This window comes from Bacillus sp. FSL L8-0199 (assembly GCF_038005705.1).
GTDB lineage: Bacteria > Bacillota > Bacilli > Bacillales > Bacillaceae_G > Bacillus_A > Bacillus_A cereus.
In genome coordinates, this window is the sequence record NZ_JBBOTS010000001.1 from 339,953 (window position 1) to 355,465 (window position 15,513).

Sequence of the window (15,513 nt, forward strand, 5' to 3'; positions counted from 1 at the left end):
ATGGATTTGAAGTTAGGGGTGGCTAGGATGGTTGCAGAAAAGGAACGAGTGTTAATGGATTTAAAAGATGTATTTGAATATGCGTTTGACGAAATTTTTGTTACAGATGAGCAGGGGATCGTTGTGCGTGTAAATAGTACATGTGAAAGGCACTACCAACTAGCTGCCGAAGAGTTAGTTGGTAAGCATGTAAAAGAACTACAAAAGGATGGAATCTTTTATCCATCAGCGACATTAGAAGTGATTGAAAAAAAGAGGCCAATTGAACTCGTTCAAACTACAAAATCAGGAGAGTATTTACACGTTCGTACAAGGCCTGTTTTTGATGATGAGGGAAATTTAAGAAGAGTGATTAGTTATTCTCGGGACCTTACTGAACTCTATCAATTACGTCAAAAGGTAGAGGAAATGGATAATCAGCTAAAAACATATAAAAAAGAATTAAGAGAAACATATGAGCATGAAGGACTTATTTTTAAAAGTCTAGCTATGCAAAAAATAGTCGATACAATCAAAAAAGTATCTGTAGTGGATAGTACTGTTCTCGTTTTAGGCGAGACTGGAGTTGGGAAAAGTCGATTAGTACGCCATTTACATGAAGTGAGTCACCGTAAGAATGAAAGTTTCTATGAAATTAATTGTGCGGCATTGCCAACTAATTTAATTGAATCGGAGCTTTTTGGATATTCAGGTGGATCTTTTACAGGTGCGAATCGTGAAGGGAAAAAGGGACTATTAGAATCCGCGCATAAAGGAACTCTTTTTTTAGATGAAATCGGTGAAATGCCGCTGGAAATTCAAGCGAAGCTTTTGCAAGTATTGCAAGAAAAAACATTTCGTCCTATAGGCGGAAGAGAATTAAAAAAAGTGGATGTTCGAATTGTGGCGGCAACAAATAGAGATTTAAGTATGATGGTGAAACAAGGAACATTTCGGAAAGATTTATACTATCGTCTGAATGTTATTCCAATTGCAATTCCCCCGCTTAGGGAAAGAACAGAAGATATTTTGCCGCTTATTTATCATTACTTGCAGCACTTTAATAAAAAGTACGGACGTGATGTGAAACTAGCGCCGAGTACGTTACAAATGTTTGTTGGATATCCGTGGGAAGGAAACAATAGAGAAATAGAGAATGTAATTGAGAGAATTGTTATTACTGTCGATGATGTTGTAACGGTAGAGGATTTGCCACTCTCTATGCAAGAGGCTGCAGTTGAACAATCGGGGCAAAGCCTTTATAAAATGCTGGAAGAGGTAGAGAGAAATATTATTCTTAAAGCGTATAAAACGTATGGATCAAGTTATAAAGTGGCTGAGTTTTTGCAAATTAGTCAATCTGCTGCTACTAGGAAAATTAAGAAGTTCATAGAGGAGGAAGAAAACATTGGATAAAAAGGCGACTTTCGTAAGTATAGATAAAAAGGCGATGTATATAAATGGTGAGTGGATTACACTACAAGAACAAATTGAAGTAAATAATCCTGCGACGAAGGAAATATTTGCAACTGTACCAAAAGGCGGAGTAACAGAGGCAAAGCAAGCTGTTGATGCTGCACATGAAGCTTTTAAAACGTGGTCTAAGTTAACGGCAGCAGACCGTGCAACGAAGTTAAAAAAGTGGTTCATGCTTATTGATAAAAACAAAGAAGAGATCGCAGCGATTATGACAAAGGAACAAGGAAAGCCGTTTGCAGAAGCGCTTGGTGAAGTAAATTATGCAAATAGTTTTGTTGAATGGTATGCAGAAGAAGGGAAACGTGTGTATGGTGAAATGATTCCTGCTTCTCATCCGAATAAGCGCATTTTAGTTATGAAGCAACCAGTTGGCGTTATGGCAGCTATTACACCTTGGAACTTCCCGGCAGCGATGATTACGAGAAAGGTAGCCCCAGCGCTTGCAGCAGGCTGTACAGCCGTTGTGAAACCGGCGAGTCAAACGCCATTAACTGCATTGAAATTAGCTGAATTAGCTCATGAAGCAGATATTCCAAAGGGCGTAATCAATATCGTAACAGGTAGTGCAAAAGCAATTGCTGATACATGGATGGAAGATAGTCGCGTTCGAAAAGTGTCCTTTACAGGGTCAACGGAAATTGGGAAAGAGTTAATGGCTAGTGCGGCGCAAACGATGAAAAAAGTTTCACTTGAGTTAGGTGGTCACGCTCCGTTTATCGTAATGAATGATGCAGATTTAGATAAAGCAGTAGAAGCGGTGATTGGTTCGAAATTCCGTAACGCAGGACAAACGTGTATATGTACAAACCGAGTATTCGTTCAAGAAGAAGTATACGAAGTATTTGTAGAGAAGTTCCAAAAGGCAGTAGGGCAGTTGAAAGTAGGAGACGGTTTCAGTGACGGAACGACTGTCGGACCACTTATTGATGAGAATGCAGTTTCAAAAGTACAAGAACATATTGAAGATGCTATTCAAAAAGGTGGAACAGTTTTATATGGTGGTCAAAAGGTCGCAGAGTTAGAGGGACATTTCATTCAACCGACTGTAATTGGATTGGCAAATGATACGATGCTTTGTATGAATGAAGAAACATTTGGGCCAGTGGCACCAGTTGCGAAATTTAAAACAGTTGATGAAGTAATCGAACGTGCAAATAATACACCATACGGTTTAGCTGCGTATATTTTCACGAAAGACATTAGCCAAGCATTCCAAATTAGTGAAGCGTTAGAGTACGGTATTATCGGTCTAAACGACGGTCTTCCATCAGTTGCACAAGCACCATTCGGTGGCTTTAAAGAAAGTGGTATCGGTCGTGAAGGAGGCCATTTCGGCATCGAGGAATATTTAGAAATTAAATATATTTCATTGGGACTATAAGTAGTATACTAGAATCTCTATAAGGTAACAGAGAAGGAGATTTTAGTATGGTATATTGGCTATTATTACTTGTTACAATTATTTTTGAAGTAGCTGGAACAATTGCGATGAAACTATCAAATGGTTTAACAAAGCTCGTTCCGAGTGTACTGATTTTCGTATTCTATGGTATTTGTTTTAGCGTATTTGCCATCGTCGTTAAAAAGATTCATTTAAGCATTGCTTATGCTATTTGGTCTGGCGTTGGAACATTACTTATTACAATCATTAGTGTTTACTTTTTTAAAGAGCATATTAGTTTATTCCAAGCATTTTGTATTCTTTTTATTGTTTTGGGTGTCATTGGGCTTAAGGTTTCATCGGCATCATGAAAGCTATCTTTTGTAGAAGATAGCTTTTTTCTATTTGTGCAGTTAGCAATTAATACGACAAAATATGACAAGAAAGCGTAAAGCATTTTGTTATGATACATATGAAATATTGTCTTATGTGGGGGAAAGAGTATGTTAAAAAAGGTGAGTCAAATTTTTTTGATTTTTGGCATAGCTTTTAGTTTAAGTGCTTGCACTGAGACTAAAGATAGTAATGAAAGTAAACAAGAAGATGTTCAAGATAAAGTGTATAAAATAGGGGAGACAGTAGAAGTAGATGGTTTGCAAGTAACTATCGATTCAGTTAAATTAGGATATCCGGATTATGATGAGGATAAAAAGAAAGAGGAGATTTTGGGGATTATTTTCAAAGTGGAAAATAATAGTAAAAAGGAAATACCTTTTGCATTTTATGAATTTGAGATTACCGATAAGAAAGGTACAAGATTTAAAGAATATAATAACCCTGATAGCTTTATTAGTAAAAAGTTAGCACCAGAAGAAAAAATTCAAGATATCATGCTATTTGACGTAGCGAAAGAAAATACGTATATCGCTACGTATAGACCAGAGTTTACGCGTGAAAATAGAATAATAAAATTTGAATTGAAACCAAATAAATAAAGAAACACATTGGATTATCCAATGTGTTTCTTTATGGTAATAAATTTAAAACGCCCAGTTACCTTTACGGAAGATAGGCTCATGTCTGCCATCAGCAGTAATACCGTCAATATCAAGCTCAGCTGATCCAATCATGAAGTCGTTGTGTGTGATACTAGCGTTTGCGCCGTTTTCAGCAAGTTCTTCTTTAGACATTGTTTTTCCGCCAACTAAGTTAAATGCGTAAGCATTTCCAATCGCAAGGTGGCAAGATGCATTTTCGTCAAATAGTGTATTGTAGAATAAAACATTTGTGTTTGAAATTGGTGAGTCATGAGGTACTAAAGCTACTTCCCCTAAGAAGTGAGAACCTTCATCTGTTTCTACTAAATGTTTTAAAGCTTCTTCACCAGCTTCAGCTTTATAGTCTACGATACGTCCGTTTTCAAATGTTAACGTGAAATTATCGATAATATTACCTGCAAATACTAACGGTTTTGTACTAGAAACTTGGCCGTTTACACCTGTTTTAAGTGGCATTGTAAATACTTCTTCAGTTGGAATATTAGCCATAAATGGTACGTTCTTTTCATTTAAGCTACCAGCACCAGCCCATACATGTTTTTCTGGAAGTTCGATTGTTAAATCTGTTCCAGGACCTGTATAGTGAAGAGCTTTATAATGCTTTTCGTTTAAGTAATCCACTTTTGTATGTAATGTTTCATCATGTTCTTTCCATGCTTCTACAGGATTTTCTAAATCAGCACGAGTAGCTTTGAAAATAGCATCCCATAACTTTGCTTCTTGTTCTTCTGGCGCTACGTCAGGGAATACTTTCGCAGCCCATTCTTTCGTAGGAACAGAAATGACACACCAACTTACTTTATCTGCTTGTACGTAATCACGGTATACTTTCATTGCTTCTCCAGCTACTTTATGAGCTGTTGCGATACGCGATGGTTCTACACCTTTTAATAAATCAGGGTTTTCTGCATAGATAGACATAAATGCAGCGCCTTCTTTTGCTAATTCTTCACGAGCATGTGCTTTCCAAGATGGAAATTCAGCGAAAGCTTCTTCAGGAGCTAGATCGAATTTTAAGCGTGTTAACGTCTCATCATTCCAATCTACATATACGTGTTTTGCACCAGATTTATATGCTTTTTCTGTAACGAGGCGTACAAATTGTACAGCTTCAAGAGGTGCACTAATTGATAAAGTTTGTCCAGGTTGAATATTAACACCAACATTAACTGCAAGAGCAGCATATTTCTCTAACGTTTGTTCAAATGACATATGTATAATCTCCTTTAATTTGAAAGATTTCTTACTATATATAATACAAGAAAATTCTAAAAATATATATAAATATAAAGTAAAAAGAGAGCTCAAAATGTATTGAGCCCTTATATTTACTTAATTGAAGAAGCAAACTGCTCTACAGTCGTTGTATGGTGTATACGAACGCGCTTCATCTTTAACAATTCATCAGGTTCATCCTTCGTAATGAATTGCCCAGGCTTTGTCGTCGTCGCAAATTGATAATACTTCTTCGTTTCTGCAACAACCTTATCATCTACATGACCGAATGGATAAGCAATCGCGATAACAGGCTTACCTGTTATTTTTTCTAGCTTTTCTTTTGAACCTTTTAACTCTTCCTCATAGTTTGTAATTTTCGGTAAGTCTGCATGTGTTGCAGTATGAGATTGCACCGAGAAAATGCCGGAATCAACCATTTCTTTTATTTCAGAAGTAGACAATGCTCCTTCTACATCAACGTTATCAACAATCATATATTCTGTTGCTGCCGGTTTAAAAGTATCATCTTTTAGCTTTTGTAAAATGTGAAATGCATTCATATTATTTTTCATACCGTCATCAAATGTAACAAAAATCGGCTTATTTACTTTATTTATATCGCCCCAGCGTTCAAACGTTAAAAGCGTATAACCATTATCCTTTAAATATTTTATTTGTGCTTCAAAGTTAGCTGGTGATACGAATAAGTCTTTAATACCTTGACCATGATAATCATCGATTGCGTGATACATAAGAACAGGAACCTTTTGTTCGAAAGTAATAGTAGATTTCGTAAGCGGGATTGTTTTCCCATCTTCTTTCATTCCTGTTGCTTCAATTTGAAACTCACCGCGTTTTCCTTCAAATTCTTTTATATCAAAAGGAATTGCAAATTGTTTCTCCTTTTCTTTAGAAGAAAAAGATTTAGCACGTTCCTTTCCATCAGCTGTGCGCCAAATTTTATATTGTACTTCATTTAAAGAATCTTTTATGTCTGTAATATGAATACTTGTGTTTGTAGATTCATGTGTAATTGCATTATATGAGATTTTACCTTGTTCTTGCACAGTCTCTGCTTGTTTCTTAATCCCTTGAGCCGTTTTCTCTTTTTTAGGTTCTGGACTTACATTGTTAGTATTACAGCCTGCTAGAATGGCAGACGTAAATAAAGCAATTGCTGCGTATTTTCTCATAAAAATCACCTTCTATTGTGTAGTATGTTGCATATTTACATTAAAATCCCCACCGCTATAAGAGTGGTGGGGATATACCCTTGTTCATCATATCATTTGAAGAAAATGAGGGGAATATGATTTTTAGGAGGTTATTAATGTAATAGATTAGTGACTTTGAATAGATGTGTTTTTTTGTTTCTTATTAGAATTAATAATAATATAACCGACTACAAAGATAAGAGGAATAATGAAGACATAGATAGGCATTCCCCATACATAATAGCTTTTCAGGGTTAAGACTAGTAAATGTAAGAAATCGAAAATTGCGTGAGCTTTCATAATATCCTTCAATGGTTTTTTGAAAATTATAACATTTTAAACTTGTTATTTGTATAATTTGGAAAGTGATTTAAGCTAATTTTAAAGTAAGAAGAAGACTTATTAATATGCAATTTTGCATACAGGTATGGATTTTATTAAAATATAAAGATTTTATACTATAATAAAAACCGCTATAAAACTAAGTAAGAATAATGTATGGAGTGGAGAATAGAAATGAAATATAAAAAAATAATATATATCTTTTTCATATCACTATTTATAGTTGGTTGCCAAAGTGAAGTGAGTAAAGCAAATAGTGTGGAAGAGTATATTCCATCGCATTTTATGAATGCGGAAGTGACGGCGGATATTATGACACTTGAGATGGAACCAGATACTCTTAAAAAGGTAGGGAGTATTGGTCAAAGAATGAGAGAACATCTAGCAAGTAATATGGAATGGTATTTAAAATATGTAGAAGAACATGCAGAGAAAAAAAGTTTTCCATATCACCCTAATTTCGGTGTTACAAAAGAAGAGTATGAGTTTATACTAAATGCAATTGATCAAAGTAAATTGGTTAATACAAAAGATGGAAAGCTGAAATTTAAGAAAAAAAATGATCATGAAGTAGAGATTTTTTCAAGTGAAAGCATAAAGCTCCTTAAATATGTAGTTATTGATACGAAGAAGAATATAGTAAAAACACCTCTAGGCGAATGTGAATATTTTGGAGAAATACTGGCGTCACCAGAACAGAAGTTAACTGGACCTTGGCACGGAAAACAATGGATGTTAAAAAAAGATGATTTAATATATATATTTTCTTTAGGGAAAATGGAAGCAGAAAATAAATCAATTATTGATATTTCGGTGAAAGGTAAATATAAGGGGGAAATTATTAATAAGGAAGAGGCATTAGAGTTTTCTTCAGTTTCTTAAATGATGACAATAAAAAAATCACCTTGCTGTCTAAGCAAAGGTGATTTTTTATTAAATAAACAATCCAGCGATTGTCGCAGATAAAATAGAAGCAAGTGTTGATGCAAATAGCATTTTCCAACCAAATTTAGAAACAACGCTTCCTTGTTTTTCAGAAAGGGCACGGATTGTACCAACGATTGCACCAATTTGGCTAATACTTGCGAAGCTAATTAAGAATACTGTAACGATTCCAACTGTACGTGGAGCTAATGTTGTAGCTGTGTCTTTTAAATCAAGGATTGCTACAAACTCATTTAAAACAATCTTCGTACCCATAATACCACCAGCTGGGATAATATCTTGAGTTGGAATACCCATTAAGAATGCGAATGGAGAAAGTACGTAACCGAAGATTTGTTGTAAAGTAATGGCATGTCCCATTGCGCCTGAAGCTGCACTAATTACGTAGTTTACAACTTCCATCACACCGATAAAGGCGATCATTAATGCGGCAACGATACCAGCTACTTTTAAACCATCAAGCGCACCGTTAATCATTGCACCGATAAAGCTGTCCCCGAATAGCGTTCTATCAAATTTTTGAATCACTTCATCTTCTTTCTTCGTATCAACTGGTGTTAATAACGAACAAACGATTAAGCTTGAGAATAAATTTAGCGGAAGAGCTGCTAGTACGTATTTTGCATCTAACATCATTACGTATGATGCTGTAACAGAAGCAGAAACGGAGCTCATCGCAGAACAACAAATGATAAACATACGGTTTTTATTGAAATGCTGTAAATCGTTTTTAATAACGATTAACGCTTCACTTGAACCGAAGAATACAGAGTTTACTGCGTGGAATGACTCAACGCGTGGTAAACCAGTGATTTTTGAAATTGCACCGCCGACAACGCGAACGATGAATGGTAAAACACCTAAATAACTAAAGATTGAAAGTAGTGCTGAGAAAAATACGATAATTAATAATACGTTTAAGAAAAAGACAAAATCTCTTTGAATTCCATTAAAGAGAAAATCGACACCTGTCGTACCAAGTTTAATTAGTTTGTTGAAAACTTTACTAATGAAAATAATGATTTGTTGACCAATCTTTGTAGCAAACATAAACCAACCGATTAAAATTTGGAAACCAATCATAATTGCAATTGCACGGAAGTTGATTTTACTTTTGTTGTTTGACAAAGCAAAACATAAACCTAACACGGCAATAATACCGATAATGCTCATTACATATTGCATGTAGTTGCCCCTTTCAGAAGTTCGTATAAAGTTTGTACATAAAACGCTCGTTATATTACTAAAAATAAAGGAATGAGGTTTTATGTCATACGTAAGATGTCTGACCTTTTAGAAAAATAAAAATAAAAAAAGACCCATATGGATTCACTTTCATCTATGAGAGAAAGCTAATCAATATGAGTCCTTTTTTGCGCATAGGCTAATATTCATTAGTTTTCCCCATAGTCCAGCAATTTAAGGTTGCCGGGTAGAAACTCTCGATCCATATTATCAAGTATATATGAGGTAACATCGTCCGTATTAAATTAGTAGTAGCGTAACATTAACAGAGAAGTATCGTCAATAGCTTTTTTTCTTCCAATAGAAAAAGACCATATAAGTATGATAAAATGTAACGCAGTGTTATGAAAAAGAGAGGTCGGAAAATGAGTATTAAAATGACGCCACCAGTTGAGAAAAACGAGTTTATAGATGTAGTATTTGAAGATTTAACACATGATGGTGCCGGTGTTGCGAAAGTAAAGGGCTATCCTATTTTCGTTAAAAACGGATTACCAGGTGAAGAAGCGCAAATTAAAATTATTAAAGTGAAGAAAAACTTCGCATTTGGTCGTTTAATGAAGCTTCATACAGAAAGTCCATATCGTAAAGATGCTGAATGCCCAGTATATAATCAGTGCGGCGGTTGTCAGCTTCAGCACTTAACTTATGAAGGACAATTACAAGCGAAAGAAAAACAAGTACGTGACGTTATGCAACGTATCGGAGGACTAGGCGATGTTCCTGTTCATCCTGTACTTGGCATGAAGAACCCGTGGGTATATCGCAATAAAGCACAAGTACCAATCGGAGAACGTGAAGGCGGACTTGTAGCTGGTTTCTATCGCCAAGGAACGCATGACATCATTAATATGGAATCATGCTTAATTCAGGCAGAAGAAAACGATACATTAATTCAAGAAGTAAAACGTATTTGTGAAAAGCACGGTATCACTGCGTACAACGAAGAGCGTAACAAAGGAACACTTCGTCACGTAATGGCTCGTTATGGACAAGTAACAGGGGAAATTATGCTTGTCTTCATTACACGTACAGCAGAATTGCCGAACAAAAACGCAATCATTGAAGAAATTGCAGCGAAATTCCCAGAAGTAAAATCCATTGTTCAAAACGTAAATACGAAGCGTACGAATGTAATCTTCGGAGATAAAACGACAGTACTGTACGGATCAGAATATATTTATGACTTTATCGGTGACATTAAATTTGCGATTTCAGCACGTTCATTCTATCAAGTAAACCCAGAACAAACGAAAGTGCTATACGATAAAACGTTAGAATACGCAAAATTAAACGGTAACGAAACAGTAATTGATGCCTATTGCGGAATCGGATCAATCTCGTTATTCCTAGCGCAAAAAGCGAAAAAAGTATACGGCGTTGAAATCGTCCCAGAAGCAATTGAAGACGCAAACCGAAATGCAGCACTAAACAACATGACAAACGCTGAATTTGGCGTAGGAGAAGCAGAAGTAGTCATTCCAAAATGGTACAAAGAAGGCGTAATTGCTGACACAATGGTCGTAGACCCACCGCGTAAAGGCTGTGACGAAGCATTACTAAACACAATCATCGACATGAAGCCAAACCGCGTCGTATACGTATCATGTAACCCAGCAACATTAGCACGTGATTTAAAAGTACTAGAAGAAGGCGGATATAAAACACAGGAAGTACAACCTGTTGATATGTTCCCGCATACGACTCATGTGGAGTGTGTGGCTTGGCTTAAGTTAGTATAATAGGAAAGCAGTTGATATAGAAAAAATCTATACCACCTGCTTTTTGGTTTACAAAAATACCATTCATAAGCGATTTTAGTTAAAATAAATATTGCTGATTTTCACAAATTATAAATTTAGATTTTGAAATTGTATTCATAGTGAGAGGATTTGAATTTGAAATGATAGATAATTTTTGGCGTGAATTACCACGACCATTTTTCGTACTTGCACCAATGGAAGATGTGACAGACGTTGTTTTCCGTCACGTAGTAAGTGAAGCTGGTCGTCCGGATGTATTCTTCACAGAGTTTACAAACTCGGATAGCTATTGCCATCCAGAAGGTATGAAAAGTGTACGTGGCCGTTTAATTTTTACAGAAGACGAACAACCGATGGTAGCACATATTTGGGGAGACAATCCCGAATACTTCCGTCAAATGAGTATCGGTATGGCAGAACTAGGATTTAAAGGCATCGATATTAATATGGGTTGCCCAGTACCGAATGTAGCATCAAGAGGGAAAGGTAGTGGCCTTATTCTACGTCCAGACGTTGCAGCAGAACTTATTCAAGCAGCAAAAGCGGGCGGACTACCTGTCAGCGTAAAAACAAGACTTGGCTTTAAAGAGTTAAGCGAGTGGGAAGATTGGTTAACGCACATTTTCAAACAAGATATTGCAAACCTTTCTATTCACTTACGTACAAGAGAAGAAATGAGCCAAGTAGATGCGCATTGGGAACTAATTCCGGAAATTAAAAAATTACGTGACCGTATCGCACCAAATACGTTAATAACAATCAATGGAGACATCCTTGATCGTAAAATGGGGCTGGAACTTGCTGAAAAATACGGCATTGATGGCGTAATGATCGGACGAGGCATCTTCAAAAATCCATTTGCTTTTGAAAAAGAGCCAAGAGAGCATAGCAGCAAAGAACATCTAGATCTTTTAAGACTACAACTTGATCTTCAAGATCAATATGCAGAAGTATTACCACGATCCATAACAGGATTACATCGCTTCTTCAAAATTTATGTGAAGGGCTTCCCAGGAGCTGCTGAACTAAGAAATCAATTGATGAGCACGAAGTCGACGGATGAAGTGCGTGCTTTGTTGGATAAGTTTGAGGATAGTGTTGGTGTGGCTCAGGATAGTGAGACGGTTTAACTTTTAAGCAGTTAAATCATTTCATATGTAGTGCATGACATGAGTGAGTTGAAAATAAGTGCAGAGCTGGAAAAGAACAGTGTATTTGAGAAATCAAAGCACTGTTTTTTTCTTTTAGTTAATGTTAAGAGAGAAATCTTTTTATAGGCATATAAAAAACATGTAAGAGCTCTGTAGATACAATGATAGAGAAAAGTTCGGGTAAGACTATAAAACATATCTTTAAAATGTTAAAGTATTAATTTAGCGGACAATAACTAAAAGGTTAGATTAAACATGATAATTTAAAGCAGGTTATAGCATAAACTTTAACCGCTGAATAAATAATCAACATTTCAGGAGGAAACCCAATGGCAATGAGCAACAACGATATATTAAAAAGAGTAAGATACGCTTTAGATATAAAAGATATAGATATGGTGGAAATCTTTAAACTTGGCGGGATGGAAGTAACGAAAGAAGACGTAGTTGATATGCTTACAAAAATAAAGAGAGCGCCTCAGCATGAAGCTGAAAATGATGAGGTAGCTGAAGATGAGTACGTAAAAACATGCGATATGATGATGTTAGAGGCATTTTTAAATGGATTTATTACTTTAAAAAGAGGAAAGCAAGATCCAAAACCAGGGCAGCCTGCACCTGTACAGAGCAAGGAGAGTGCCAATAACCTTCTTCTAAAGAAAATGAAAATCGCACTATCTTTAACGAGTGAGGATGTACTTGATATATTAGATAGCGTGGGCGTTACGGTAACAAAAGGAGAGTTAGGCGCTCTATTAAGAAAAAAAGGCCATAAAAATTACAAAGAGTGCGGCGATAAATACGCAAGGAATTTCATTAAAGGATTAGCTGTAAAGTATAGAGGATAATGAGTTCGTTAAAGCAGTAAATGATATAATAGGTAGAGTAGGACGTTCGTATCCTACTCTTTTTTATTTGTAAAAATACTATGCTAGGTGATGAAATGGTACATACATATTTAGGTGAGACAATTAATTTTCATATAACTTATAAGAAGAAAAAGTCCGTGCGTCTTTTTGTAGATTCGTATGGAAATGTGGAAGTGCAAGCTCCGAAAGGGACACCTGTTGAATACTTAGTCCAGTTGCTAGAAGAGAAGTGGGGTTGGATTCAGACAACACGTAAAGAAATGCAGGAGCGAGCGCATGGACCACAGGAAAAGGATTATGATCAAGGAGAAGGCTTTTTGTATTTAGGGAATACGTATCCGATACAGATTTCCCAAGATGCAAGCATTGAGCAAGACAACGCAGTATTTAAAGGGGATAAGTTACATATTTATGTGAAAGAGCTTAAGGATGAGAAAATACAGCAAGCTTTAAAACGATTTTATTATAAGCAGTGTAAAACTTTAGTAGAGAAGAGCATTAAAGTGCATCAAAGTAACTTTAAGACAAAACCACGTTCTATTCGTATTACAGATAGTAGTCGTACTTGGGGTACTTGCGATTCGAATTTACAACTAACATTCAATTGGAAGCTAGCAATGGCACCACAGCGAGTAATTGACTATGTAGTTGTTCATGAAATGTGTCATATGGTTCATTTAAATCATGATCGATCTTTTTGGCGTCTTGTCGGGAAGATAATGCCTGATTATAAAGAAATGGAGAATTGGTTAGCATTATCTAGTTGGAAGATGACGGTTTAATGTTGCGCTTTGTATAGGTTGCGATTATTGTCAATCTTTGTCGGTAAGTCGATATATTTCGAAAATCGCTGATATATTTGAAGTTGCGCCGATATATTTCGAAAATCGCTGATATATTTGGAGTTGCAATCGATATGTTCAATGAAGAGAAAGTAAAAGGAGATGTCACAGCAGACATCTCCTCTTTTCGAGTATATAGATTATCGTCCAAACTTCACAACAAAATCTTCATCAACTTTCTCCATATCATACCCACGATATCCATCCGAAAGCAACGCCTGCTGTCCAACAGCATCATTCATTAGAATACTTTGAACATCCGTCCAATCTCTTTCTTTATCTCCGCGCAATTCCTTCACAAAAACATACCGCAGACTACCACCATACTTCTCTTTCAGTGCAGCAATCTCCATCCCTTGCGCAAACTTATCCTTCAAACTCGGAATGTTAAAAGGAGCAACGGTGCAGCATACATAATCATATTTGCTGTCTTCTTTTTGCAATTCTTCCATAATGACTTTTGCTAATATTTTTTGGATACCATTTCCTCGGCAGTTCGGATGAACGTTTGAGATTTCTTGATAGATGACGCGGTGTAGTTCACTTTCTGGCAAACCAATATCAAACCCTAAATGTTCATCGTCGATAGGAGGGACGAGTAGAGCGCGAAATGCGATGAGTTCGTTTTCGATAAAAGCACCGATCATCATGCCGTTTCCTTCTAGAATGTATTGAAATTCTTCTTGTGAGAGTGGTTGTAAACGACTTTTATCTTCTAGTGCTTCAACTACAATGTTTTGTAGTGATAAAATTTGTTCGATGTGCTCTAGTGATAGTAATGTAACGTGAAATGATTCGTTATTTTGTTTTAATGTTCCTTCGTATAGAACCGTCATATGATAGTCCTCCTTTAGCGTACAACATCTTGAAAGACGGTTAGTTCTTGTAGTGTATCTTCATTTATTTCAATGCCGAGTCCGGGCTTTTCGTTTAAGCGAATGAATGGTACATCGTAATGTAAGTTTCCGATGTCTTTCGTGAATTTTAATGGTCCCGTTAGCTCTACGCTCGTAATGATTTTCTTTGAGAAAGCGACATGGAATCCTGCGGAAGAGGCAACAGATGATTCGACCATTGATCCCACTTGGCATTCAATGCCGGCCATTTCAGCTTGATGAGCGAGCTTTACAGCTGGATATATGCCACCGCATTTCATTAGTTTTATATTCACTTTATCAGCAGCTTCTAATTTAATAATTTGGCGCATTTCACGAGAACTTTTTAGTCCTTCATCAATCATAAGCGGGAGGTCTGTCTTAGAACGGATATGAGCCATGGCATCAATATCGTCCGCGATAACAGGTTGTTCAATCCAGTCAATGTTTAAATGTCCTAATGAACGCAGTGCTGTTAATGTGTTTGCGCTATTTTTCCAGCCTTGGTTTACATCAACGCGAATCGCAATGTCATTTCCTACACGTTCTCGTACAGCTTCAATACGTTTCACATCTTCTTTTACATTCGTACCAACTTTCATTTTGAAAGATTGGTAACCTTTTTGAATCATAGAAGCAGCTTCTTCAGCCATATCTTCAGGATCGGCAATACTTAAAACGTGAGTGACAGGGAATTCTTCATGATAGCGCCCGCCAATTAATTGATATACAGGTTGATTTAGTTTTTTGCCCATTATATCAAAACAAGCAATATCAATTGCGGCTTTCGCTGTTGGAACACCGTAAATTGTATTGTCCATCATGTCGTGTATTTTTTCGATATTCATTGGATTTTGTCCGATTAGGGCCGGGGTTAGCGTATGTTTTAAAGTATGGAAAGTACTTTCCCATGATTCACCTGTGACGTGATCATCAGCAACGCCTTCACCGTAACCGATAATACCTTCATCTGTTTCCATTTTGACGATAATAGAGGGCATATCAGAATAAGATCCATAACTAATAACAAACGGATTGCGAAGCGGTAAACGAATTGCGTAAAGATGAATAGCTGTAATTTTCATTGAATAGAAACCCCTTCCTGTTTACAATAGTTTTGTACATTTGATATAGTTGACGTTAAATGGTCGT

The 15,513-nt window shown here is 36.3% G+C and carries 14 protein-coding genes and 1 riboswitch; of the genes, 9 read left to right on the plus strand and 5 right to left on the minus strand.

Annotated features, from left to right (window positions below; translation table 11 throughout):
- The first annotated feature begins 27 nt into the window (after positions 1-27).
- The 4 genes from NST86_RS01845 (at position 28) to NST86_RS01860 (ending at position 3,834) form a co-directional block, all read left to right on the plus strand.
- Positions 28-1,395, plus strand: coding sequence for a sigma-54 interaction domain-containing protein (locus tag NST86_RS01845; RefSeq protein WP_044795613.1), 1,368 nt, complete (start codon positions 28-30; stop codon positions 1,393-1,395).
- Positions 1,388-2,839: an NADP-dependent succinate-semialdehyde dehydrogenase gene (gene gabD / locus NST86_RS01850; protein ID WP_000358129.1), complete on the plus strand. Its 1,452-nt coding sequence runs from the start codon at positions 1,388-1,390 to the stop codon at positions 2,837-2,839. Before NST86_RS01845 ends, gabD begins: the two co-directional genes overlap by 8 nt.
- Positions 2,840-2,886: 47 nt before the next feature.
- Entirely contained in the window at positions 2,887-3,210 is a 324-nt protein-coding gene (locus tag NST86_RS01855; protein ID WP_000263262.1) for a DMT family transporter, read from the plus strand.
- 132 nt (positions 3,211-3,342) lie between these two features.
- On the plus strand, positions 3,343-3,834 hold the full coding sequence (locus NST86_RS01860; protein ID WP_000915099.1) for a DUF4352 domain-containing protein: 492 nt from the start codon (positions 3,343-3,345) through the stop codon (positions 3,832-3,834).
- Between the two features lie 45 nt (positions 3,835-3,879).
- Here NST86_RS01860 and NST86_RS01865 read toward each other — a convergent pair whose 3' ends face one another.
- Both NST86_RS01865 and NST86_RS01870 read right to left on the minus strand, forming a co-directional pair.
- Positions 3,880-5,109, minus strand: a complete 1,230-nt coding sequence (locus NST86_RS01865; protein ID WP_000007357.1) for an aminopeptidase — start codon at positions 5,107-5,109, stop codon at positions 3,880-3,882.
- A 116-nt stretch (positions 5,110-5,225) separates the two neighbouring features.
- The gene (locus tag NST86_RS01870) at positions 5,226-6,308 is read right to left on the minus strand and encodes a polysaccharide deacetylase family protein (protein WP_227593374.1); all 1,083 of its coding nucleotides are present in this window, start codon (positions 6,306-6,308) and stop codon (positions 5,226-5,228) included.
- Positions 6,309-6,845: 537 nt separating this feature from the next.
- Between NST86_RS01870 and NST86_RS01875 the strand changes: the two genes are divergently transcribed.
- A complete protein-coding gene (locus NST86_RS01875; protein ID WP_227593375.1) occupies positions 6,846-7,553 on the plus strand; it encodes a hypothetical protein in 708 nt (235 codons plus the stop codon).
- A 51-nt stretch (positions 7,554-7,604) separates the two neighbouring features.
- Here the strand turns inward: NST86_RS01875 and NST86_RS01880 are convergent, their stop codons facing one another.
- Positions 7,605-8,801, minus strand: a complete 1,197-nt coding sequence (locus tag NST86_RS01880; RefSeq protein WP_044795616.1) for a NupC/NupG family nucleoside CNT transporter — start codon at positions 8,799-8,801, stop codon at positions 7,605-7,607.
- Between the two features lie 202 nt (positions 8,802-9,003).
- A riboswitch (purine riboswitch) is annotated at positions 9,004-9,105 on the minus strand.
- 121 nt (positions 9,106-9,226) lie between these two features.
- On the opposite strand from NST86_RS01880, the gene rlmD reads away from it, so the two are divergent.
- The 4 genes from rlmD (at position 9,227) to NST86_RS01900 (ending at position 13,426) form a co-directional block, all read left to right on the plus strand.
- Positions 9,227-10,603 carry a 23S rRNA (uracil(1939)-C(5))-methyltransferase RlmD gene (rlmD, locus tag NST86_RS01885; RefSeq protein ID WP_044795617.1) on the plus strand — a complete coding sequence of 459 codons (1,377 nt, stop codon included), beginning with the start codon at positions 9,227-9,229 and terminating at the stop codon, positions 10,601-10,603.
- Positions 10,604-10,764: 161 nt separating this feature from the next.
- Positions 10,765-11,754, plus strand: coding sequence for a tRNA dihydrouridine synthase (locus NST86_RS01890; protein ID WP_000566708.1), 990 nt, complete (start codon positions 10,765-10,767; stop codon positions 11,752-11,754).
- Positions 11,755-12,104: 350 nt separating this feature from the next.
- The gene (locus tag NST86_RS01895) at positions 12,105-12,623 is read left to right on the plus strand and encodes a YehS family protein (protein ID WP_227593376.1); all 519 of its coding nucleotides are present in this window, start codon (positions 12,105-12,107) and stop codon (positions 12,621-12,623) included.
- A gap of 95 nt (positions 12,624-12,718) precedes the next feature.
- Positions 12,719-13,426: a M48 family metallopeptidase gene (locus NST86_RS01900; protein WP_227593377.1), complete on the plus strand. Its 708-nt coding sequence runs from the start codon at positions 12,719-12,721 to the stop codon at positions 13,424-13,426.
- A gap of 200 nt (positions 13,427-13,626) precedes the next feature.
- Here the strand turns inward: NST86_RS01900 and NST86_RS01905 are convergent, their stop codons facing one another.
- Together NST86_RS01905 and NST86_RS01910 are read right to left on the minus strand one after the other, a co-directional pair.
- Complete coding sequence (locus NST86_RS01905) at positions 13,627-14,322, minus strand: GNAT family N-acetyltransferase (protein ID WP_227593378.1); 696 nt, start codon at positions 14,320-14,322, stop codon at positions 13,627-13,629.
- Positions 14,323-14,336: 14 nt separating this feature from the next.
- A complete protein-coding gene (locus NST86_RS01910; protein WP_016117088.1) occupies positions 14,337-15,446 on the minus strand; it encodes a mandelate racemase/muconate lactonizing enzyme family protein in 1,110 nt (369 codons plus the stop codon).
- Between the last annotated feature and the right edge of the window lie 67 nt (positions 15,447-15,513).

Bases quoted from the DNA above. Each gene is read 5' to 3' on its own strand.
- NST86_RS01845 (WP_044795613.1), top strand. From the start codon at position 28: ATGGTTGCAGAAAAGGAACGAGTGTTAATGGATTTAAAAGATGTATTT.
- NST86_RS01855 (WP_000263262.1), top strand. From the start codon at position 2,887: ATGGTATATTGGCTATTATTACTTGTTACAATTATTTTTGAAGTAGCT.
- NST86_RS01860 (WP_000915099.1), top strand. From the start codon at position 3,343: ATGTTAAAAAAGGTGAGTCAAATTTTTTTGATTTTTGGCATAGCTTTT.
- NST86_RS01865 (WP_000007357.1), bottom strand. From the start codon at position 5,109: ATGTCATTTGAACAAACGTTAGAGAAATATGCTGCTCTTGCAGTTAAT.
- NST86_RS01870 (WP_227593374.1), bottom strand. From the start codon at position 6,308: ATGAGAAAATACGCAGCAATTGCTTTATTTACGTCTGCCATTCTAGCA.
- NST86_RS01875 (WP_227593375.1), top strand. From the start codon at position 6,846: ATGAAATATAAAAAAATAATATATATCTTTTTCATATCACTATTTATA.
- NST86_RS01880 (WP_044795616.1), bottom strand. From the start codon at position 8,801: ATGCAATATGTAATGAGCATTATCGGTATTATTGCCGTGTTAGGTTTA.
- rlmD (WP_044795617.1), top strand. From the start codon at position 9,227: ATGAGTATTAAAATGACGCCACCAGTTGAGAAAAACGAGTTTATAGAT.
- NST86_RS01890 (WP_000566708.1), top strand. From the start codon at position 10,765: ATGATAGATAATTTTTGGCGTGAATTACCACGACCATTTTTCGTACTT.
- NST86_RS01895 (WP_227593376.1), top strand. From the start codon at position 12,105: ATGGCAATGAGCAACAACGATATATTAAAAAGAGTAAGATACGCTTTA.
- NST86_RS01900 (WP_227593377.1), top strand. From the start codon at position 12,719: ATGGTACATACATATTTAGGTGAGACAATTAATTTTCATATAACTTAT.
- NST86_RS01905 (WP_227593378.1), bottom strand. From the start codon at position 14,322: ATGACGGTTCTATACGAAGGAACATTAAAACAAAATAACGAATCATTT.
- NST86_RS01910 (WP_016117088.1), bottom strand. From the start codon at position 15,446: ATGAAAATTACAGCTATTCATCTTTACGCAATTCGTTTACCGCTTCGC.